The 21,711-nt window shown below is 39.7% G+C and carries 22 protein-coding genes; 11 read left to right on the forward strand and 11 right to left on the reverse strand.

Going from position 1 to position 21,711, the window contains the following annotated elements:
• Positions 1 to 402 precede the first annotated feature (402 nt).
• Both CL42_RS01575 and CL42_RS01580 read left to right on the forward strand, forming a co-directional pair.
• A complete protein-coding gene (locus CL42_RS01575) occupies positions 403 to 2,421 on the forward strand; it encodes a CocE/NonD family hydrolase (RefSeq protein ID WP_081403221.1) in 2,019 nt (672 codons plus the stop codon).
• A gap of 373 nt (positions 2,422 to 2,794) precedes the next feature.
• The gene (locus CL42_RS01580) at positions 2,795 to 3,427 is read left to right on the forward strand and encodes a hypothetical protein (RefSeq protein WP_155756940.1); all 633 of its coding nucleotides are present in this window, start codon (positions 2,795 to 2,797) and stop codon (positions 3,425 to 3,427) included.
• 111 nt (positions 3,428 to 3,538) lie between these two features.
• Here the strand turns inward: CL42_RS01580 and CL42_RS01585 are convergent, their stop codons facing one another.
• From CL42_RS01585 to CL42_RS01595, 3 genes are all read right to left on the reverse strand, one after another.
• The gene (locus tag CL42_RS01585) at positions 3,539 to 4,492 is read right to left on the reverse strand and encodes a 2-hydroxyacid dehydrogenase (protein ID WP_035264243.1); all 954 of its coding nucleotides are present in this window, start codon (positions 4,490 to 4,492) and stop codon (positions 3,539 to 3,541) included.
• Positions 4,493 to 4,562: 70 nt separating this feature from the next.
• On the reverse strand, positions 4,563 to 5,303 hold the full coding sequence (locus CL42_RS01590; protein ID WP_081403222.1) for a TetR/AcrR family transcriptional regulator: 741 nt from the start codon (positions 5,301 to 5,303) through the stop codon (positions 4,563 to 4,565).
• A 305-nt stretch (positions 5,304 to 5,608) separates the two neighbouring features.
• Complete coding sequence (locus CL42_RS01595; protein ID WP_035264244.1) at positions 5,609 to 6,871, reverse strand: hypothetical protein; 1,263 nt, start codon at positions 6,869 to 6,871, stop codon at positions 5,609 to 5,611.
• A 121-nt stretch (positions 6,872 to 6,992) separates the two neighbouring features.
• On the opposite strand from CL42_RS01595, the gene CL42_RS01600 reads away from it, so the two are divergent.
• Both CL42_RS01600 and CL42_RS01605 read left to right on the forward strand, forming a co-directional pair.
• The gene (locus CL42_RS01600; protein ID WP_035264246.1) at positions 6,993 to 7,766 is read left to right on the forward strand and encodes a class I SAM-dependent methyltransferase; all 774 of its coding nucleotides are present in this window, start codon (positions 6,993 to 6,995) and stop codon (positions 7,764 to 7,766) included.
• A gap of 53 nt (positions 7,767 to 7,819) precedes the next feature.
• Positions 7,820 to 8,395 (forward strand): hypothetical protein, encoded by a 576-nt coding sequence (locus tag CL42_RS01605; protein WP_035264249.1) that lies wholly within the window; start codon positions 7,820 to 7,822, stop codon positions 8,393 to 8,395.
• A 49-nt stretch (positions 8,396 to 8,444) separates the two neighbouring features.
• On the opposite strand, the gene CL42_RS01610 is transcribed toward CL42_RS01605, so the two are convergent.
• Both CL42_RS01610 and CL42_RS01615 read right to left on the reverse strand, forming a co-directional pair.
• The gene (locus tag CL42_RS01610) at positions 8,445 to 8,882 is read right to left on the reverse strand and encodes a protease inhibitor I42 family protein (RefSeq protein WP_035264253.1); all 438 of its coding nucleotides are present in this window, start codon (positions 8,880 to 8,882) and stop codon (positions 8,445 to 8,447) included.
• A 79-nt stretch (positions 8,883 to 8,961) separates the two neighbouring features.
• Positions 8,962 to 9,528 carry a hypothetical protein gene (locus CL42_RS01615; protein ID WP_171076732.1) on the reverse strand — a complete coding sequence of 189 codons (567 nt, stop codon included), beginning with the start codon at positions 9,526 to 9,528 and terminating at the stop codon, positions 8,962 to 8,964.
• Positions 9,529 to 9,772: 244 nt separating this feature from the next.
• Here CL42_RS01615 and CL42_RS01620 point away from each other — a divergent pair, with 244 nt between their 5' ends.
• Positions 9,773 to 10,405 carry a class I SAM-dependent methyltransferase gene (locus CL42_RS01620; RefSeq protein WP_035264378.1) on the forward strand — a complete coding sequence of 211 codons (633 nt, stop codon included), beginning with the start codon at positions 9,773 to 9,775 and terminating at the stop codon, positions 10,403 to 10,405.
• A gap of 30 nt (positions 10,406 to 10,435) precedes the next feature.
• Here CL42_RS01620 and CL42_RS01625 read toward each other — a convergent pair whose 3' ends face one another.
• Entirely contained in the window at positions 10,436 to 10,903 is a 468-nt protein-coding gene (locus CL42_RS01625; RefSeq protein WP_035264256.1) for a Holliday junction resolvase-like protein, read from the reverse strand.
• Positions 10,904 to 11,035: 132 nt separating this feature from the next.
• On the opposite strand from CL42_RS01625, the gene CL42_RS01630 reads away from it, so the two are divergent.
• From CL42_RS01630 to CL42_RS01645, 4 genes are all read left to right on the forward strand, one after another.
• The gene (locus CL42_RS01630; protein WP_035264379.1) at positions 11,036 to 11,680 is read left to right on the forward strand and encodes a ParA family protein; all 645 of its coding nucleotides are present in this window, start codon (positions 11,036 to 11,038) and stop codon (positions 11,678 to 11,680) included.
• A 126-nt stretch (positions 11,681 to 11,806) separates the two neighbouring features.
• Positions 11,807 to 12,916, forward strand: a complete 1,110-nt coding sequence (locus CL42_RS01635) for an AI-2E family transporter (RefSeq protein WP_035264258.1) — start codon at positions 11,807 to 11,809, stop codon at positions 12,914 to 12,916.
• Between the two features lie 121 nt (positions 12,917 to 13,037).
• Entirely contained in the window at positions 13,038 to 13,616 is a 579-nt protein-coding gene (gene sodC / locus CL42_RS01640; protein ID WP_035264260.1) for a superoxide dismutase family protein, read from the forward strand.
• 268 nt (positions 13,617 to 13,884) lie between these two features.
• Positions 13,885 to 14,175 (forward strand): DUF3817 domain-containing protein, encoded by a 291-nt coding sequence (locus CL42_RS01645; RefSeq protein WP_035264262.1) that lies wholly within the window; start codon positions 13,885 to 13,887, stop codon positions 14,173 to 14,175.
• A gap of 28 nt (positions 14,176 to 14,203) precedes the next feature.
• On the opposite strand, the gene CL42_RS01650 is transcribed toward CL42_RS01645, so the two are convergent.
• Positions 14,204 to 15,427, reverse strand: a complete 1,224-nt coding sequence (locus tag CL42_RS01650) for an MFS transporter (protein ID WP_035264265.1) — start codon at positions 15,425 to 15,427, stop codon at positions 14,204 to 14,206.
• Positions 15,428 to 15,597: 170 nt separating this feature from the next.
• A complete protein-coding gene (locus tag CL42_RS01655) occupies positions 15,598 to 16,479 on the reverse strand; it encodes a pirin family protein (RefSeq protein WP_035264267.1) in 882 nt (293 codons plus the stop codon).
• 305 nt (positions 16,480 to 16,784) lie between these two features.
• Here CL42_RS01655 and CL42_RS01660 point away from each other — a divergent pair, with 305 nt between their 5' ends.
• Positions 16,785 to 17,513: a YoaK family protein gene (locus tag CL42_RS01660; protein ID WP_051586500.1), complete on the forward strand. Its 729-nt coding sequence runs from the start codon at positions 16,785 to 16,787 to the stop codon at positions 17,511 to 17,513.
• 61 nt (positions 17,514 to 17,574) lie between these two features.
• Here the strand turns inward: CL42_RS01660 and CL42_RS01665 are convergent, their stop codons facing one another.
• From CL42_RS01665 to CL42_RS01675, 3 genes are all read right to left on the reverse strand, one after another.
• Positions 17,575 to 17,934 carry a hypothetical protein gene (locus tag CL42_RS01665; protein ID WP_228133217.1) on the reverse strand — a complete coding sequence of 120 codons (360 nt, stop codon included), beginning with the start codon at positions 17,932 to 17,934 and terminating at the stop codon, positions 17,575 to 17,577.
• A 236-nt stretch (positions 17,935 to 18,170) separates the two neighbouring features.
• Positions 18,171 to 18,599 (reverse strand): hypothetical protein, encoded by a 429-nt coding sequence (locus CL42_RS01670; protein WP_035264268.1) that lies wholly within the window; start codon positions 18,597 to 18,599, stop codon positions 18,171 to 18,173.
• A gap of 77 nt (positions 18,600 to 18,676) precedes the next feature.
• Positions 18,677 to 20,086, reverse strand: a complete 1,410-nt coding sequence (locus CL42_RS01675) for an FAD-binding oxidoreductase (protein WP_035264271.1) — start codon at positions 20,084 to 20,086, stop codon at positions 18,677 to 18,679.
• 352 nt (positions 20,087 to 20,438) lie between these two features.
• On the opposite strand from CL42_RS01675, the gene serA reads away from it, so the two are divergent.
• Positions 20,439 to 21,671 (forward strand): phosphoglycerate dehydrogenase, encoded by a 1,233-nt coding sequence (gene serA / locus CL42_RS01680; RefSeq protein WP_035264273.1) that lies wholly within the window; start codon positions 20,439 to 20,441, stop codon positions 21,669 to 21,671.
• Positions 21,672 to 21,711 lie beyond the last annotated feature (40 nt).

Raw genomic sequence — 21,711 nt, forward strand, 5'->3', positions numbered from 1 at the left:
TAATTGGAATGAAGCTACTTCATGATTTCTTAATCACAGTTCCTGATTGGCATAAGTGCTCACCTTCAACAATTTTCTTTAGAAATCAGATAGAAGAAATATCTTCTAAATTATGATTAATTTATATACAGTTGTATTTTTTAAACTGACCCAATAAACATTTTTTTATATTAAAAATAAAATACTTAATCAAAACATCATTGCCAATCCGACAAACAGCAAGCCCCAAACTTGTTAGTTAAACTAAACAGTGATACAACATTGAAGCCTGATCTGAATTATCTTTTTTGATCAGATTAGGAGACATAACAATAAAATGAATGGAACGATTTGGCTTTATGCATATTTCATTCTTCACTCAAGCACGACTAAAAAAATGAAAAAACAAAAAGGAATTATGTAATGAAATTGCTAAATTCTTTCTATGCTGCTGTTGGCATCGGTGTCACGATACTTGCGACCACCATCGGCATAGCAAATAAAACAATTAATCCAACACCAAATGTGACACCAGACTTAAGCTATTTAAGTCCTCAACCCGACCCAGTGACCTCCCCAGATGTCACACTCCCAAGTACTCCCGTTGCATTAAAAAACACCCGACTCGGAACTAGACAATCTCCGAGTCAAACTCAAGTCCCATTACTTTCCAATGCCAATGCTCAATGGCAATTGTATGATCGACCTGCTGAATATCCTAAGTCGGTGACCTTGCCAGCACAGTGGATTACCATGCGTGATGGAACGCGAATCGCCACTTATGTCACGCTCCCTGCGGATGAGTCAGGTCGTCCTATCAATGCAAAATTCCCTGTAATTGTTATTCAAACGGCCTATAGCGCAGGGGTTGCAGGTAAGGTTTCAGCAATAGCAGGTGGTGCAGACCCTGAAATGGTGAAACGTGGCTATGCAACAGTCGTTGCAGATGTTCGTGGAACAGGTAACTCTACAGGCAAGTGGGAAGCTTTTGGCAAAGTCGAACAACAAGATTCTTATGAAATTATTGACTGGTCAAGTAAACAAAGCTTCTCTGATGGAAATGTCGGCTTATATGGCGTTTCTTATTTAGGAATCACGGCGATGCTGGGTGCAGCGACACAACATCCAGCGATCAAGGCAGCGTTTCCCATCGTACCTATGGGTGATGCGTACCGTGATATTCTTTTCAATGGCGGACAGCTAAATACGAACTTCATTCCACTTTGGATGAGTTTGATTACACTGTTGGGTACTTTACCGATTGATACCTTGGTGCAAGATCCGATTACTGGAAAACTGACCGCACTCGATAAAATTATTAACAGTACAGAATTCCAAATACCGCTTTTTGCCAATGCTCTAAAAGGCAAAGCTGATGCTTTTGATAATGACTTTTGGCAAGAACGATCGTTGTTAGAACAAGCCAATAATATTAAAGTTCCGACTTTTATTGTCGGGGGTACACGTGATTTGTTCCAACGCAGTGAACCGCTTTGGCATGAAGCATTAAAAGGTCATACCACAGTAAAAACCTTTATTGGACCTTGGGCACACATTCAAGCCGCACAACTTTTCCCAAGTTTGCCTAAAGGTAATGTACCGCGTTTAGACAAAATGCAACTTCAATGGTTTGATCAATATTTAAAAGGCATCAACACTGGCGCTGAAACTCTACCTAATGTCACACAATGGGTGCACGGTTATGAAGATTATGTCGTCAGCACGGATTGGCCGCATGTAGCATTAGAACCTGATCGTTTATTCTTAAATACACGTGGAAATCTTGCAAAAGATCGACCAACGTCAAGCTCTGGTGAAAACTACTTATTACAAGCGCCAGCTTTCGGTTTATGCTCAAGTACTGTTGAACAAGTTCTCATTGGTGCAACGTCTATCCTACCGTTCCCATGTCTGGAAAATAGCAACTTAGCGAATATTCCTGCTTCGGTCTTTAACTCAGTCCCTTTAACTGAAGACTATTATTTAAATGGACCGATACAAGCTGACTTGTGGATTTCATCCAGCTCTAAAGACAGTGGTTTAGTCGTACGTGTATCCGATGTGGACCCAAGAACGGGCAATGCTAAAACATTAAGCACGGGTATTATCACAGCGTCCATGCGTAAAGTTGACGAATCACGTTCTCGTTATATCAAAGGACAAATGATTCAACCTTGGCATACATTTAAAGCATCGGATATTCAGCCTTTAGACAAAAACAAGCCAGTCTTGGTCAATGTTGAGATTCCAGCAACTGCTGCGCTTATTCCTAAAGGACATCGTATTCAAATTTCGGTGGTTTCCAGTGATGTATGGAAAGGCGTTGCCCCATTACCAAGTTTAACTTCATCGCTTTTGGGATCGATTTCGATCTATTCGAATTCACAATACCCATCAAGCGTGGTTTTACCAAAAGTCCCGACTCAATATCTGAAGCATTGATTTTTAGACTTCTTATAGACAGCGTCTGAGCATGAATCCATGCTCAGACATTTTTATGTTGAATATATTGGTTTGATCAACACCTGTCTTAGAATCGGAGGATAAACTTTACTTTTAATTTTGTTGTCCACGATCCAATGCACACAATGTGGTGTTGTATCCTAAAAGCCTTTAAGCGATGCAAGATGAATAAAAATTGTAGCTTTAATCATTAAAACTGCCGAAGCACAACGTTACAGATACATTTCAACATTGAAACAGCCCCATCGCTCATGTAGTTTGCTTGGAAACTGATAAAAAATTCAAAAGTTTTGTACAGATGAGACGATTGAGTCACAGCGCCACCCATACAGAACTGAGAAGAGGATCCTTCATGAACATAATGAAAACGATGCTGGTAAGTTGTATTACGCTATGCTCAGCAACTACATTTGCTCAAGACTCTACTTTAACAGGCAACAATCCTGCTTACGGTGACAATCCAAATTTAGCCAAAGTACTTGCAGTCAAAGCACAAGAGACTTTGCAAAATACAGCCAACACCGTTGATGATGCGACCAAGCGTGGTATTGCTAAAATCAAACCATCCGTCGATTCAGCTTGGCAAAACACCAAAGAATTCACCAATGAAAAAGCGGTTGCATTACGTGACGGTGCTCGTCAAGGCGTAGATACAGCTGTTAAATCTGTGCAGCATGCTAAACAGAACCTCGTCGGTGCAGGTGGTGTTCCCATCGAAAGAGGCAGTTTGAGTCAACCCAACCCAACGACAGCACCTGCTGTCACAGCCTCCCCGGCTCCAACTACTGCATCGGTCGCTTTACCCGTTCAAGAAAATTCAGTTAACCTTGAAACTGCGCAATCAGCCAACACTACGCTAGCAAGTCAAAATCAAGCACCTGAAGCAGAACCGACCATTCAGCGTCAAAGTGTTGCTTTACCTAATAGTGGAGCTACCACCTCTAGTCCAGCTGTAGATGACAATGATGCAGGTGTCCCACGTTAAACCATGTCGTTTTATTCAAACCTAAGTGGAGTTTATTTATTAGGTTGAGTTTATTTATATCTCTTCAAGAAAAAAGGTGCTTCTCACAGTACCTTTTTTTATCGCTTAACTTCAGTTGACTTGACGGATCGGCTGACCCGCTTTAAATGCAGCTGCGTTTTCCTGTACTTGTTGCACAATGCGTTGACGTGCTTCAACGCTTCCCCATGCGCTGTGTGGTGTAATAATGAGATTAGGGATATCCGAATTCAATAACACATTGCCTTGCTGAGGCGGTTCTATACTCAATACATCAGTCGCTGCCCCTGCGATTCTCCGATTTATTAGTGCTTCCGCCAATGCTTGTTCATTCACAATGCCACCACGGGCACAATTAATTAAATATGCACTTTCTTTCATTAGACTGAATGCTTCTGCATCAATTAAGTCGCGTGTTGTTTCAGTTAATGGACAATGTAAGCTAATAAAGTCTGATTGACGCAGCAAGCTTTCTAAACTGACACGATCAGCGGCTGCAGGTCGTCCTGGTAAATGAGCCACAATCACCTTCATACCAAAGGCTTCAGCCAATTTCGCTACGGCTTGACCAAGTTCACCATAGCCCAAAATCCCTAAGGTCTTACCATTCAATTCAGCAATGGGGAAATCTAATAAACAGAATTGTGATGCTTTATTCCATTCACCCGCACGAACTGCACGATCATATTGAATAAAAGACGTTGCCAAGTTGAGCATCAACATCATGGTATGTTGAGCTACAGCGGCAGTACCATATGCCTGACAGTTACATACCACAATGTTTTGAGCTTTTGCTTGGATTAAATCGACATTATTGGTGCCTGTGGCAGAAATTAAAATTAATTTAAGCTGCGGTCGTTTTTGCATCATGTCTGCCGTAATCACCACTTTATTGGTCACCACCACATCTACATCCGCAATGCGTTCAAGCACTTGATCTGGATCAGTGCGCTCAAAGAATGTTACCTCATCAAAGACTTGATACCACCCCGAAAAATCTAAATCATTCTGATCGAGAGAGAATTGATCCAAAAAAACAGCTTTCACGTTGAACCTCAGCAATATTTATCTGCATTTCGACTGCAAGATTTTCATGATAATTCAACTGATTGTAAGCTTAATTGTAAGTCAACAATAGTTGATTTGACTGGTTTTTTGTCTCAGATTGCGTCGTTGCTGCACGCTGTGCTTTTAGGGAAAATTGACCTTCTTTTAGTGCATTTAAATATGCAGTCGCCAAACGATACGCCTCTTCACAAATACGTTCAGAAATCCGATCTTCTGTGTAATAACCATGTTTCATACAAGTAAAGATCATTTCAATAATGATCAACATACTGTCAGGTTGTTGCGGTAAATAATCATCTACCCGAATTGCTTTAAGTGCATCTCTTAAATCTTGACTGAACTGTTTGAGTTCCATTTGATGACGTAAATACACTTGTCGGTTCAGTGGACCTGACAATATTAATAATCGTGCCACAGCAGATTCATTATAAAACTTGGCAGTGGTTTCAATCACAGCTGCAGCCACCATTCGACCATAAGCCGCCATACTTTCGTGCGGATGTTCGCGTATGACGTTTAAACCAGCTTCCTTGAGCAAGCTTACTAGTTTCTGCAAATGCAACTGTGCCATATGATGCAACAAATCATATTTTGTCGGAAAGAACTGATAAATACTCGCTCTTGGAATGTTTGAAGCATTGGCAATTTCAGGAATTGAAATTGACTCTAAGCCCATTTTAACTAAAAGTTTTTCAGCGGTTTGAATCACCTGCATAACACGACGATGTGTACGCGATTGTTTTGGAGGATTCATTCCTGTTTCAGTTTTTGCAATTTTCTTTTTATTCATTTGTCCCACCTAAATTCCATTTATATGGGTTTTTTTGTGCTCAAGTAGACACGTGAAAGATGCATGAATATTCTGATATTCATGAATACATCATCATTTGAATCATTCAAATTCGTTATATATTGCCTGATCTTAGCAACGAAACAGAGCCATTCCGTCGCTTTCGTTACAAAATAAACACGGGTAAATTTTAAACAATATCACTTTTTATGACAGATTGAGACCTATCACACACTCTATCTTTTTTACTTAAAGATAAAAAAAGCGCCGAAGCGCTTTGATCAATTACTGTGAAAAATTCAGCCTTACTCCACTGAAAATTTTTCTGCTTCACCAACAGTATCTGATTCAAAAATACAGTTTCCTAACTCATCGCAGTGCATATAGAGATGCTTATAACTGATGCTAAAGAAACCTTCGCCCTTTTTCACAATCAAAGGGCTCATATCCGCACTGAGCGCATCATCCATTTTGATCAATTTGGTGACACGGCGATCATTCATACAAATGAGATAGTGCTGTTTTTTAATTTCAATCTGGGCCAATCCAGTACTTTCCACATGTAATGGAATAATATATTTACCATTAATATCAATCACATGTTGTTCATAGCTTTCTAGTTTTTGGGTGATCACGTTAAAGACCAACACTTTGCCAAAGCTGTCATGAAGTTGTGTTTTATTTTCAAACGGCAAATGAATCGAAATACCAAGCTTTTGTAGATCTTGCTCATCAACTCGTTTATTGGTCAGCAAAATACGGGTAATCGTCTGTTTAAGACTGGCATCAAAAAAGCTACTGTCTAGTTGTAGATCGATGGTTTTTAAAATATTTCCCAATGCTTCATTGTGGGTGCCAAGCAGATGTGCGATCACGCTTCGATAGTAAAATTTACTGTTCTTTTTAACTGCTCGAATCTGGCGATAAAAGTAGGTTGCATCAAATTCATGTTCAATAAAATCATGCAATAACGCAGAATTTGCTAATACAGCAACCGCATCATGGCCTGTATAAGGTAAATGAAGTGTATTGAGTTGAGGAATAAGTGGCTTAATCTTTTCATAGTGCTCGCGATCCAGATCAAAGTAAGGATCATAAACCACGATATATTCTGCATCGGACGCAATATCTGTCACGTCAATTTGCATGTCAGCATTGACGTTAGGATCGTAAAAATCAGTATAACGGCGGTCTTCGATTTCAGCGGGATTAATTGAATATTGTGGCACCATAGAGACCACACGTGCTGCGCCTAATCGCTTACTGTACTTAATCGCTGCGTAGCCGCCCATAGAACCACCATAAGCCACGACACGCTGAAATTGATTCAACAAAGGTGATATTTGCTCGATTAAAGCGTGCATGCTCTGTGATGGGAACCATGACTTTTGTTTTGGCATGATACCTATGACATTGTAGTCATATTTGGCTAAGGATTTTTCAGCATTAATGGCATTGCCTTTGGCACGACTGATCAAGTCACCAAAAGAGAGAACCAATGTTTCTGTTGTTCCTTTTAAATAAATTGCTCTGATGTGTTCGTCTTCAAATACTATTTGCTTATCCATTGCAATTCCAAAAAAGGGTTCTCATCATCTGGTTTGCAAAATGAATCAATCGTTCACTTGCTTACATCACATTGTCGGTGTCATATTTTATAGATACTGTTCAGATTAAAAAGCGCAAAATATGACACATTCACTTCATCCTGCTGCTGAAAATGGGTTTAGTTCTGCGGCTGAACTTTATCAACAAGTCCGACCAAATTATCCACAGGCTATCGTCACGTGGTTGAAAGATGAGTTGAATATTCATCCTGATGCAGTTGCGATTGACTTAGGTTCAGGGACAGGAAAATTCCTGCACTATCTAAAACAAGTCACCTCGAACATAATCGCCGTTGAACCGATTCCAGCAATGCTCGAACAATTGAAAATAGTACATCCTGAGGTGAAGACACTACAAGCATCAAGCCATCAAATTGCGCAATCAACGCATAGTGTTGATGCTATTTTATGCGCACAGTCATTTCATTGGTTTGCTGAACGACAAACATTGCAAGAAATGCATCGCCTTCTTAAACCCCAAGGGCATTTAGGTCTAGTCTGGAACCAACGAGATATCTCAGTGGATTGGGTCAAAGCATTGGCAGATTACATCGCACCTTTTGAGTCCGATACGCCACGCTTTCATAGCAACCAATGGCAAAATGTATTTCAGCAGCAAGAATTATTTGAATTCCAAAGTTTAAGCACCTTCACTCAGCATCAAGTCGGCAGTGTTGAACAGGTCATCAGCAAACGACTCTTATCTACCAGTTTTATTGCGGCAATGTCAGCGGCAGACCAAGCAAAAATGAAGACAGCATTTGAATCGATCGTATTTGAACATACGGGACTCATGCTCCATGATGAAGTTTCCTTTCCTTATATCACTTATGCCTATCACTATCGTGCGCGATAAACTAAACTTAATCTCGATCATTCATTAAAAAAACCAACAGAGGATTGACTCTCATGACGGCAAATCTTCACCCTATTCGACTTTCGATATTTGCACTCTGCTTGAGTATGCCTTTCATGCTCATTGGATGTCAAAAAACAGAACAAAACCCTCAGACCGAACAAAAAGAATCCGTTGATCCATCTGTTGAATTGAAAACACAAATTGAAGCACAGCCGATCAAATCGTTTGAATCCACTCCAAATGACGCACATGACGTTGCTTTGCTGAATCAATATGATCAAAGTTTTGAGCAATTAAGTGGTGAGCTAGACGCAGAACTTCAGCAATTAAAAGCAGATGGCAATTTAAATGCGGATATGGAGTTTCAGCGTAAACGAGATCTCATTCAGTCCTCCCTCAATATGTTGAAAGAATTAGATCTTAAGACGGAACAAGGTAGATATATTCAAGGCTTATTTTATCAATACTGGGAAAATCAGATTGAGGTCTATCAAGAGCTCGAACAGTCTCCCGAAGATGAGCTTCGAAATCCTAAAGATGCAATTCGAAATATGAGTGATTATTATACTGCGAAAGCCCAACTCCAACATTGGAGTCAAAATACTAGTGTCACGAAAGAACAATAGCGTACATAGTAAAAGTACAGCACAATTTTAGAAACAGTCTTCTGCCTGCTTAAGAAATACGTACTCGACATTGCCACGATGTTGGGGCATCTGTTTGAGTACGGTCTTGAGCAACTTCCCAAGGTCGCACATACGCCAATTCAATGAGTTCCTGACCAGGCTTTAGCGCAGTCAGCTTCACTGTCTTTTCACCTCCAACGCCTACCATCGCTTTTGATTTTTCAGTCGCCAAATATTGTTCTTCAACTTTAAAGAGATGAAGCGGTTGCATGATTTGCCATTGATAACCCGTACTTGGATTTTCTGCTGCATTAAATTCTAAGGTTTCACCCACTTTCATCACCAATAGTGCAGGACAATTTTGCTGATCAGTATAGTGATGGGACTCCGCTTGCACTTCAGAGACTGGATTTTGACATGAGGCAAGACTACTCCCGAGTACGCCAATACATAAACTTATCCATAAGGATGTCTTGCCAACGCTCATGATCCACACTCTCTCATTTCTCTAATGATGAAGACTTTGAGCTGAAAGTCATTTCAAACTCATCAATCTCAAATCCTGTTTAAATATTGCGCTTTTCTAACCATTCAATTGATTCGACGCGAATTAATTTGCATGCACCATCGCCGATACCATTCCAATCCAAAGCTGACTTCCACACCAAATCTTTGGCATTAATTTGCACCAATTCCCCTTCTAAGCGCACCAGATCACCGCGTTGAACTTTCTTAATCTCTTTCGCAATTTCTGGATTAGCCGGGATAATGTGCATGTTACTCACCAACTGTGTTGCTAAGCGTGGGTGAATCGGTGGTTTTGCCATTTTCCAATTTAAGTAGCGGTCATACTGATTAATCGAAATTTGTCGTGCAATTTCAGGTTCTGTGAAAATACCGCGGGTCACGGCATAGTCGATGGGTGAAAATTGGGCTTGCGGATCATCGGTATATTCTTTTGAACCAAGAATACGAAATTCCCCTTCAAAAGGTTCCAGTACCGAAATTTTTTGATCCGCGGATGCTGGGGGCAAACCATTGGCAATATTAAAGTCGCTCGACTTCACACTGGCAGAGCTATAAGCCGAAACACCACCAAGGGCGATACATAATGCGAGAACTAACTTTTTCAACAGACATCCATCCTTCTTTCTAAGTGTCAAAAACAACTCAACAGCAGCACATACATTTACTATGGACAACATCCGACTGAATTGTATTTAACCTAAATCTATATGATCTATCTTAGAACTTCATTCTGAAAAGGAAATTGATGAACAGTAACAATCTATCGTGATTTAGTCACAATTTTGTCTACTGTTAAAAGTGTATTCAGCGTGTAAAATAATCGAATAATGGAAGATGTTAAGAACAAAAATGATCTATAAATTTTATCAGCAACGAGTATTCCCTCATATTCTGAATCAAGTCATGCAGTTACCAAGTATGATGGACAGCAGACGCCGTCTTCTGCTTCCGATTCAAGGTGAAGTATTAGAAATTGGTTTTGGTACAGGAATTAACCTGCCATTTTATCAAGCTGTGGACAGTCTCTATGCGCTTGAACCGAGTCTAGATGTATACAAATTAGCTGAACAACGTATTCAAGATGCACCGTTCCATGTGGAACATGTTCATGCTAAAGCGGAAAATTTACCTTTTGAAGATCAATCTATTCAACATGTCGTCAGCACATGGACATTGTGTAGTGTGAGTCATGTTCAACAAGTTCTACATGAAATTAAACGTGTATTACGCATCGGTGGCACTTTGCATTTGGTTGAACATGTCGCTTACGATGCACAACAGCAAAAGAGTTTAAAGCGTCTTCAAGATCTTTTAACGCCAGTACAGAAAGTGATTGCCGATGGTTGTCATTTGAACAGAAATATCGAGCAAGCACTGCTTGATGCTGGCTTTGAAATTTCTGAACTCGATTATTTCGAAGCAGAAGAAGTGCCCAAAGTAGGTCGTCGCATGATGCTTGCTCGTGCGACTAAAACCAACTGACCACTTCACATAGTGGATTATTGATCCAAGCTAGTCTTGAAAGTCGATACGGATCGTCTCAAAACGCACACGCCCTTCGGCAATTGCATTCGCAATTGCCGTCTGACCTTTGGTGAGCCGTGCTCCACCACTTTTAATATCAATCAATACAACTTCAATATCTTCTGCCGCGCCATCACCATCACGGAAATCTGTATATCCATCAAATACCACATAGTCGACAGGATCACCTAAGAATTTAGCATCACTGGGTAAATATTGAAATTCAGGCATAATCGGTGCTAACTGTTCAGCCATTTTACCTTTCAGCACCGCACGACTGGTATTTACACTGCGTTTTTGAGCAGCAGCTAATGCGTGTTGATGCTCAAGTTCAAGCTCTGCAATATATTGTTCATATTCTGCTTTGATACGGCCATTGCGGGTTGAGCTCAACATCATTGTGGTGATTACCACGCCAATACAGGCGCCTATTAACATTGCCATCCAAATGGACATTGACGTTCTCTATGACTTGTTATGCGGACAATTTAAACAAGAACTAAACTTTTGTCATGTATGCGCGTTTTGGCTGATTTTAATGCTAAGCTAAGATCAGACCTTATTTGAAGCATGTATAATTTTAAACTCATGAAAACGATACTGATTGCCAACCAAAAAGGTGGCTGTGGAAAAACAATTTCTGCGATTACACTGGCGACAGCACTCGCACAGAAAGGTTATAAAGTTGCATTGGCGGATGCGGACAATCAAAAATCTGCATTGCAATGGTTAAAGCAGCGCCCAAAATCAGCAACACACATTCAAAGTTTAGATTGGCGCCATGAAAAATCGATTGGTGATGCACCGAAGAATCTTGATTATCTGATTATTGATGCTCCAGGTGCATTAACAGGCGAACACGCAGAACAATTAATTGCAGAATGTCATGCAGTGGTCACACCTCTGCAACCTTCTTTTTTTGATATCGACAGCACGCGTCGTTTCTTAAAACACATTCATGACATTAAACGTATTCGGAAAGGTAAAGTTCAAGTTCATTTGGTGGCAAATCGTGTTAAACCAAATAGTCAGAGTACTCAAGAGATCCAACAGTTCTTTGCCAAGATTGAACAACAACCTGTTGCTTGGATTTCTGAACGAACAGCTTATGGTCAATTGGCGATGCAGGGTCTCAATATTTTTGATAAAAATCAAAAAACTTATTTATCAATACAACAACAATGGCAACCCTTGTTAGATGTTTTAATTGATGATCCAAGTGATTGGTTCTAAATAAAGAATACAGATTGTCATCGCACTTTTTTTTCATTTTCATATATGATGTTAAATGCATACTCGAAATGAATCAGATGTGCGGCAGATACGTTTGAAAATCAAGAATATAGATCAGAGACTTTAGTGCAAGATTTTAATCCAACTTTACAGCGTGTACTTTTATTTGGCTTGTTTTTTATTCTGCTTTATTTGGGATATGACATTGTCAAATACTTTATCGTACCTGTGTTATGGGCTTGTATTATCGCCTATATGACTTGGCCTTTATACAAACGTATTCTCGCTTGGTGTGGTAATCGACCTACATTGGGTGCGTCTGTTATGACGTTCTTATTGGCACTCGTTGTCGGTTTACCGTTCACCTTTGCTATCTTCTTACTTCAACATGAAGGCCGAAACTTATTCTTTGATTTACAGCGCCAACTGGCTTCTGGTCATATCACCGTCCCTGACGTGATACGTGAGTTACCCATTGTAGGTAAAGAAGTTTCTCGAATTGTACGTGACATCAATGCCGACCCAAATGCACTTTTTAGTAATATTAGTGTATGGATTCAAGGACATCTAAATTACGGTAAATTCGTGATTAGCGAAATTACCAAAAATTTAGTCAAACTTGGTTTTGCCATGCTCTCTCTCTTTTTCTTTTACCGTGATGGACAAACGATTGTTCAACAGGTCAGTAAAGCGATGGAGAAAGTCATTGGTCCACGTATCCAACATTATATCGACACGATCTCTGAAACAACGCGTGCAGTGGTATATGGTGTTGGTTTGACTGCCGTTGCACAGTCGATATTGGCAGGAATCAGCTATTACGTTGCTGGTGTTCCAAATCCAATGCTTTTAACCATTATGACCTTTATCATGGCGCTAATTCCTTTTGGTCCTCCAGTGGCATATGGTGCTGTTTCACTGTGGTTATTTTCACAAGGTCAGACCGTTGAGGCGATTGGCGTAATGGCTTGGGGCGTTTGTGTGGTGAGTACAGCCGATAATGTCATTCGTCCTTTGGTCATTTCAGGTGCTACTCAAATTCCGTTCTTATTGATCATGTTTGGTGTATTGGGTGGTTTAGCGAGCTTTGGTTTAGTTGGACTCTTTATTGGTCCTGTAATTCTCGCCATTCTTTTAGCCATTTGGCGTGAATGGTTACATGAAACACTGGAACCAGAACCCGTGCCTAAAGCCACGATGGCCTACGATCAAGACAATGAAACACCACTCTCATAAGTGGTGTTTTATTTTTTACTGATAAGAAATCTATACAATCAAATACTTAAATCGTTCTTGTTGCTAAATGCCAAATTTGTTTCAATGCGTTATCACTTACATGGAACAAGGATAGAACAGCATGCAAATGCAATCGAAAGTTTCAGCATTCAAAGTTTCTATGCTCAGTGCATTGCTGAGTTTAGGCTTTGTGGGATGTGCAGCAACGCAAAATACATCTGCATCCAAAGAATCCAACACTAAAATCCAAACCATTCCTGTAAATGCGGTGAGTGCTCAAGGAGTTCATGATCAAATTGGAACGATTAGCTTCCAAGATAGTGACAAAGGTCTTGTGATCACAACGGACTTAACTAAATTATCACCTGGATATCACGGGTTCCATATCCATGAAAAAGGCTCATGTGAGCCTGCTGAAAAAGATGGCAAAATGGGGGCTGCGCTTGCCGCTGGTGGACATTACAATCCAAATCAAGCGCCTGGGCATGGTACGCCAAACGATGGTCATCTAGGTGACTTACCAGTGTTAAATGTTGACGCGTCAGGTAATGCAAAAACACAAGTGATTGCACCACGTCTCACACTTGCAGACATTCAAGGTCTATCCATCATGGTACATGCAGGTGGTGACAATTATTCAGACCAACCTAAACCACTAGGTGGTGGGGGTGATCGTGTAGCATGTGGTGTTATACGCTAAGCTACACTCAAGACTCATCAAAGGATTAAGCTCTAGCTTAGTCCTTTTTTTATTTCGCTGATGATCTATAAAATGTTGTGAGTATCACTTCATATCCATCTTTATAGACATGATTGACATATTAGCTTATTTTTAAATCTACTATCATAAAAAACGATTATTATAAATTATATTTCCCTTAAACAATGCGATCTAGTCCACATAGATTCTAACTTTGCTACAACAACGATTAGGTAAAATAGGATGTCTTCTTTTGTGGGGTTTGAGAATGAATATTAAGTCCTTACGTATTATTGGTTTACTTGAAGGGATTTCATTCCTACTACTGCTCTTTTTTGCCATGCCAATGAAATATATGTTGGATCAGCCTATTTATGTGAAATATATTGGCATGGGACATGGCGTTCTATTTGTGCTGTTTTTAGTCGCATTATTTGTGGTATGCGAGAAGCAAAAGTGGTCTATCAATGTATTTATTCTTGGGCTGATAGCTTCCGTTCTACCCTTTGCCCCTTTTATTTTTGATCGTAAACTCAAACATCTCGAACAAATACAATGATTAAAAAATCCTCCACAAGGAGGATTTTTTATGCTGAAGTGGCTCTTTCTTGCATGATCTGATGAACAATTTTTCTTGGAGCACTAAACCATAGTGCAATAAGGATAAAACAAGCCAATGCATATGCCATCGTGCCATAGGATTCATACATAATGCGTACAATTTCGATCACAACAAAGAATGCAATCATCATAATCATGCCTACTGCGGCAGCAACAGTTCCTTTAGATACCTCAGAAGCATCTAAACTAAAACGATAAAGCACAGAAAAACTGCAGCCCTCACCAAAACTGATTAAGGTCATACCGATAATTAAGCACCATAATAAATAATCCTGCCAAATCGCACCAGCCAAAACAATAAGCGTTCCAACCAACATCAACGGCAATGCAACTACCACGGTCTTTCCTACTGCATAGCGATCAATAACACGAATCAGGACAATATTTCCAATAATTAAACCACCCAATACAGGCACCTGTGCATAGCCATATTGCATATTGGTCAGACCGAGCTGTTCGACCAAAATTACAGGTGACATAGCGATCCACAAAATTAGTGGAATTGAGACCATGGGTACTGACAAAGCCAAGCCCATAAATTTTTTATTTTTAAAAATGGCTTTGAAATCATCCCATACATAACTTAATGGTTGCTTTGGAATACTCAAATGCTGCTCAGGCATTTTTGCTTTAAGACCAAACCAACTTAAGGCTGCTAAAAAGGCAATCCCAATGAAACCCCAATGCCAAGACACATGGTCTATCATAAATGCGCCGAGCACAGGACCAAGCAATGGTGCGATCAATGAAATATTCGCCATTAAAGCCATGACTTTAATCGCATCTCTTTCTTCAAAAATTTCTTGGATGGCAGCATAACCCACAGCTGAAATAATGGTCAGCCCAATCCCTTGTAAAAAACGAAATGCAAGAAATTGCTCTATAGACTGGGTGAATAAAATGAGCAAACAGCAGACTACAAAAAAGAAAACACCTCCAAGGAGTACTTTTTTACGACCTAAGCGATCTGATAACGGTCCTAAAAACCACGCCAAAGATGCTCCACCCAATAAAAAGAAAGACATGGATGATGGCGCCCACTCACTGCCTACACCAAACTCACGTGTAATCGTAAGCATCGCAGGTTGTACAAGATCATTACAGATATAGACTGAAAATTCGAAGAGCACCAATGCCAAAGGAAACATAATTGTTGCCCGACTTAAGGTTGCTTTACTCACCTTTTGCATGTTTTTTTCACATGTTTGAATATTTTTTGGAAGCGTAGTTTACGTGAAATGCATCACAATGCCATGACAAAGTTTTGCGTTTTTGTAACACTGAACTACGAAACAAAGTCTGAAAATTAAACGAAAATTTAGCCTTTATCGTAAATCAATTTCTCACCCAAACATTGACATCATTTGGCATCAATTGCATGACTTTTCAAAAAAGTACCATGCTTCATTTCCTCAATCGCTTCAACAATCTCATCTTGCGTATTCATGACATAAAAACCACGCCCGACTAAAGGCTCGTTCAGCGGCTGCCCCATGAGATATAAAATTTTGCTATCAGACAATGTGGTGAATTCAACATTTTCACCATGACTTGAAAACACCGCCATTCCCTGATCAGTCAGTAATTCATCATCTGTACCAAATTCAACTTTACCACGGCGCATATACATCAGTGTGGTATCCAAATGTCCTGCTGGTAATGTGAGTGTGTGACCTGCTTTTAAATCCAAATCCAAAACCAGCAAAGGACTGTGGACTAATGCTGGTCCTTGCACTTGCATAAAGGCCCCAGCAATGACACGCGCAGTACCCACATCATGAGCTAAATCTACAACTGGGATGTTAGATTTAAGTAAGCTTTGATAACGCGGATTCGTTTTTTTTGCAGTTGCTGGCAAATTCACCCACAGCTGAATCATTTCAAATCGTCCACCTTCTCGGGAAAATGACTCACTAAATTTTTCTTTATGAATAATGCCTGATGCAGCAGTCATCCACTGTACATCACCTTTCTGAATAACACCTCCACCACCTTGCGAATCCCAATGCTCTAACTCACCTTCATACACGAACGTGACTGTCTCAAAACCACGGTGCGGATGCTCTTCAACGCCTTTACGCAGTTGAGAGGGTTTCAACATACCGGGACCAATATGATCGAGAAGTAAAAATGGGGATACTGTATTTCCGAGTTCATAGTGTGAAAAAACAGACACAACCGGATTAAAGTCTCCAACTGAAAAATGACTGTCGTTACGATGGATAAAAGCGAGTGTTTTCATTTTTTATCTTATTTATTGAATGACTTTAGTTTAATGCGGTTTTAGATTTCCCTCTACGTTAATTTTATGATGCTTTCAGTTGTGTTTTATCAATTGAAATATTTTTGTCATCAAAATTTGATGCAATTTGAAACATATAAAATGTTAGAAATCATCTAATCTGAACATTCACCACTGATCAATATGAAACTTTTAATTACTTAATGTTCATGTGGATTAATTCCACAAAGCAAAGGATCTGCAGACTCGATAAAACACTTGTTTTGTCGAAGTAATCTCTCAGTACACCTTGAGCTTTTAGAACTATGTCAAAATGCTACATACCAATTAAAAATCGCTGGCGACATCATCATGAAGCTTCGATTCTATCGCTCGTCGGTGGTTGGCTAAATACCGTTGGATTTATTTCATTATTTGGCATTTATACCAATCATGTTACTGGCTATATCGTGACTGCAGGCAAAGAAACGATCTTGGGAGGATTAGGACTGTGGGCTCTTTTTATTGGCATTTTCGTAGTTACGATTGGTATTACTGCGTGGTGTGAACAACGTTGGAAAGACAAGTATCCGAACATCTTACTGGGGTTCTTTATTGCAGAGACAATACTGTTAACGCTCTTCATGCTGGCAGGACTTAATTTCAGCCCCTTTTATACTTTGGCTGAATTTGGCGCAATACTTACCGCAACATTGGGCATTGCTGCAATGGGAATTCGAAATGCCATTATCCGAACATTACTATCTACAATGGCCACCTCAACCTTAATGACGGGCAATCTTGCTCAACTAACCATTGATTTTACTATTGCTTATGGGGCGCCTCATGTATCAGAAGAACGCAAACAAGTTGCCAAACAAAATATTCTAAAAATCTTACCGACTATTTTATCCTTCAGTTCAGGTGCAATATTAGGTGCGATTACTTATATGTTGTTTGGCTTCTTATGTATGATTTTTCCCATTTTAGCGATGGGCTATATTTGCTATCGTGAGTGGCGCTTCTCGTCTACTCATCCTTATTCGACTCAATAGTGCATGCAATAAAAAAGGCATAACTCACTATGCCTTTTTAAACCGAATTTCTGGTCTGATGTCATGGACAAAGCGCAGTTTGGAAAGATTTTGTATTTTTTCCTCGCACACATTTGTATTCCGTTTTCTTATTAACTTGCTGCCATTTACCATCGTTCAATTTAAAACTATAGATAAAGCGCTCGGCAGCAATTGAGTCATCCATCAAGCCTGTTTGTGTCACTTTGACTTCGGCTACGGTCGGTGCTTCGGCACGATTAAAATACTGACGTAATTCAACAGTCGCAAGCTCATTGCGTAATTCAGGATGTAGCTTCAAGACTTGCTCTAAAGGAGTGTCATTCCCATGTACTTTAGAAATAACATTTTTCGTAGTAGCACACCCCGTGAGCATCATACTAACTAGACCAACTGTGGTCATTATTTTCATCATCATTGTTTTACTCAGTTCGCCATTGATCTTTTACATATGATGTTCTGAACTGTTGTGACAAAAAAGAACAGATATGTATGTTATTTTTTCTAAAGCTCATTAAAAATGATTAATAGAACGAGAAATACGAATAAAAAATGCAGCATATTGATGCTACATTTTTGAATTTAAACAGTTCAAATGACGCTCGTAACAATTTTATGGAAAATTTCGAAAGTAAATTTTTAAGGGCATAATTTATTATGAAAATTTGTAGTATCTGGTCCACGACCACATTTCCAAGTTTCATCTTTTGATATTTCTTTCCACTCACTATTAATATATTCAAATTGGTAAGTTTCACGTTGTGCAGAAACAGAGTCATCCGCTAGTCCACCATAGGTGACAGTTACTTTTGCATGAGATTTTCCAGATTCAGGTGTATCGAATTCCTGTTGTAAATCTACTGTTCTCATATCTTCAAAGCTTTGAATTTTCCGATACACTTGATCTAAAGGAGAGTTTTGAACAGAATTGGCATTTTGTTTCGACGTTTCTACTTGACCAGCTTCAGAATTATGATTTTTAGTATTGATCTCATTCAACTGTTTTTGACCTATACATGCATTAAGTGAAAGTGCAATTGCACTTAGAAAAATTATTCTTTTTAACATTAAAATTTCTCATGAAATAAAAAAACAGCATGACAAGCATGCTGTTTTTTAGACCTTATTTATAGATAGATTTTGTTTCACAAATCAAATAATTTACCTGGATTCATAATCCCATTTGGATCAAATACTTGTTTGAGTGCTTTCATATATTCAATTTCTTCAGCTGAACGTGTGTACTCAAGATATGGCTTCTTCGTCATACCCACACCATGTTCCGCAGAAATTGAACCATCATACTTTTTCACAGTATCAAATACATACTTGTTCACCACCTGACATTTCGCAAAGAATTCATCTTTGGTTAAATTTTCAGGCTTTAAGATATTTAAGTGCAAGTTACCATCGCCAATATGACCAAACCAGCAAATTTCAAAGTCAGGATAATTGTCAGCAACAATTGCATCAATTTCTTTAATGAATGCAGGTACGTGTGTGATGAGCACTGAAATATCATTTTTGTATGGGATAAATGGTGCGATTGACTCAGAAATATCTTCACGCAGACGCCATAAGCTTTCTACTTGGTCTAAGCTTTGACTAAGCACGCCATCAAGTACCCAACCTTGTTCCATACAATGCTCAAAGATTTCCATTGCCTTGTCCATAATTGGCTCAAATGGCGCTTCAAACTCAAGCAATACATAGAATGGGCATTCAGTTTCAAATGGACGTTGCACGTGACCATTTGCCAATACTTTTTGCATCGCAAGTTCACCGAAGAACTCGAACGCAGTTAAATCAATTTTCGCTTGGAACGCGTGAAGAACTGGCATCACTGCATCAAAGTCAGGTACACCGAGCACCATTACTTGCAGATCTTGTGGTTGACGCTCAAGTTTAATTTCCGCTTCAGTCACTAAACCTAAAGTACCTTCACCACCAATAAATAAGTGTTGCAACGCATAACCTGTCGCATTCTTGATCATGCCTTTGTTTAAACGCAGCACATCCCCTTTACCAGTGACTACAGTCAGACCGAGTACCCAGTTACGTGTCATACCGTATTTAATGACTTTAATACCACCAGCATTAGTACCGATGTTACCACCAATTTGTGATGAACCAGCTGAAGCGAAATCAACTGGATAATACATACCTTGCTCTTCAGCATAGTTCTGAAGTTGCTCAGTCACCACACCTGCTTGTACACGTACCATACGGTCTGCTGGGAAGAATTCCAAAATTTGGTTCATCTTGTCCATGCTGACCACGATTTCACCGTTGGCAGCGACAGCCCCTGCAGAAAGACCAGTACGACCACCTGACGGTGTCACAGCAACATTAAATTGGTTTGCTAGTTTCACAATTGCCTGAACTTGTTCAGTCGTCGAAGGAAAAACGATGACTGATGGGTTTGGATCAAAATGTTTAGTGTGATCGCGTCCCCAATTTTGTAGGCTGTCCGTATCAGTTTTGATACGGTTTTCACCAACAATTGACGTTAATTGAGTCAATAACTCTGGGGTTAAAGCAACTGGAGCATTCATCGTTTGCAGACCTAGCAAGAAAGATACAAGTTGTAGATTGCTTAAAAAACAAACCTTTAATCAAGATTTTAAAAGCGTATTTGTTAAGCGAATGTGAAGAAAATATCACCACGACTGGATGAGTCAATTTCACGATTGTGCATTATAAAGCATTTTCCCATGAAACCCCGATAAAATCAGACATTTTGCGAATGTTACTTAGATATGATGCAGTTAATTCAACCGCAGTTTGTCTGATAAGGACTATATCTTGCAAAAATATCCATAGCTCAAGTCATAAAGGAAATGTATATAGCACGCTCACGTATGCTATCATACTGCCACTAAATTTGGCCTTTGTAGCGGAGCCGTAATGAGCCAACATCTCTCTTTGCCTAAAGATAAAATTCGTTTCCTATTGTTAGAAGGCGTTCACCAAAACGCAATCGACACTTTGAATGCTGCTGGATACACCAACATCGACTATCGTAAAACTGCGCTTGAAGGTGAAGCGCTGAAAGAAGCGATTAAAGATGCTCACTTCATCGGTATTCGTTCGCGCACACAATTAACTGAAGAAGTTTTTGAAGCTGCGAATAAATTGATCGCGGTCGGTTGTTTTTGTATTGGTACAAACCAAGTGAACTTGAATGCTGCGATGAGCCGTGGTATTCCAGTGTTCAACGCACCATACTCAAATACTCGTTCTGTTGCTGAACTTGTATTAGCTGAAGCTATTCTTCTCCTTCGTCGTGTACCTGAAAAATCTACAGATACACATGCAGGTGGTTGGAACAAATCTGCAGTAGGTTCATTTGAAACACGTGGTAAAACTTTAGGTATTGTGGGTTACGGTTCAATTGGTTCACAACTTTCTGTACTTGCTGAAAGCATGGGTATGAAAGTGATTTACTTTGATACAGTAACAAAATTACCTTTAGGTAATGCTCGCCAAGTTGGCTCAATGGGCGAACTTCTTGCAAATGCTGATGTTGTATCACTACACGTGCCAGATGTTCCTTCTACACGTAATTTCATGACCAAAGAGCAATTTGCTCAGATGAAACAAGGTTCAATCTTCATCAATGCTGCACGTGGTACATGTGTAGTAATTGAAGATTTAGCTGATGCTCTGAAATCAGGTCATTTGGCTGGTGCTGCTGTTGACGTATTCCCGAAAGAGCCTAAAGCGAACGGTGAAGAGTTTATCTCTCCACTACGTAATATCCCGAACGTGATTTTAACACCGCACGTGGGTGGTTCTACGATGGAAGCTCAAGCAAACATCGGTCTAGAAGTTGCAGAGAAATTCGTTGCTTACTCTGACAAAGGTATGACATTGTCAGCAGTTAACTTCCCTGAAATTGCGCTTCCATTGACTGAAGGTAAACACCGTTTACTTCACATTCACAAAAACATTCCAGGCGTGTTGTCTAAAATTAACAACCTGTTTGCTGAACACGGCATTAACATCTCAGGTCAGTCTCTTATGACCAAAGGTGATGTGGGTTATTTAGTCATGGACGTTGATGCTACAGCTTCTGCTGAAGCACTTGATACACTTCATAACGTAGAAGGTACAATCCGCGCTCGCGTATTGTTCTAATCTCTAATACGTTTGGAAAACCACAGCTTTTTCGAGCTGT

It is taken from the genome of Acinetobacter sp. Ver3 (assembly GCF_000632455.1).
GTDB lineage: Bacteria > Pseudomonadota > Gammaproteobacteria > Pseudomonadales > Moraxellaceae > Acinetobacter.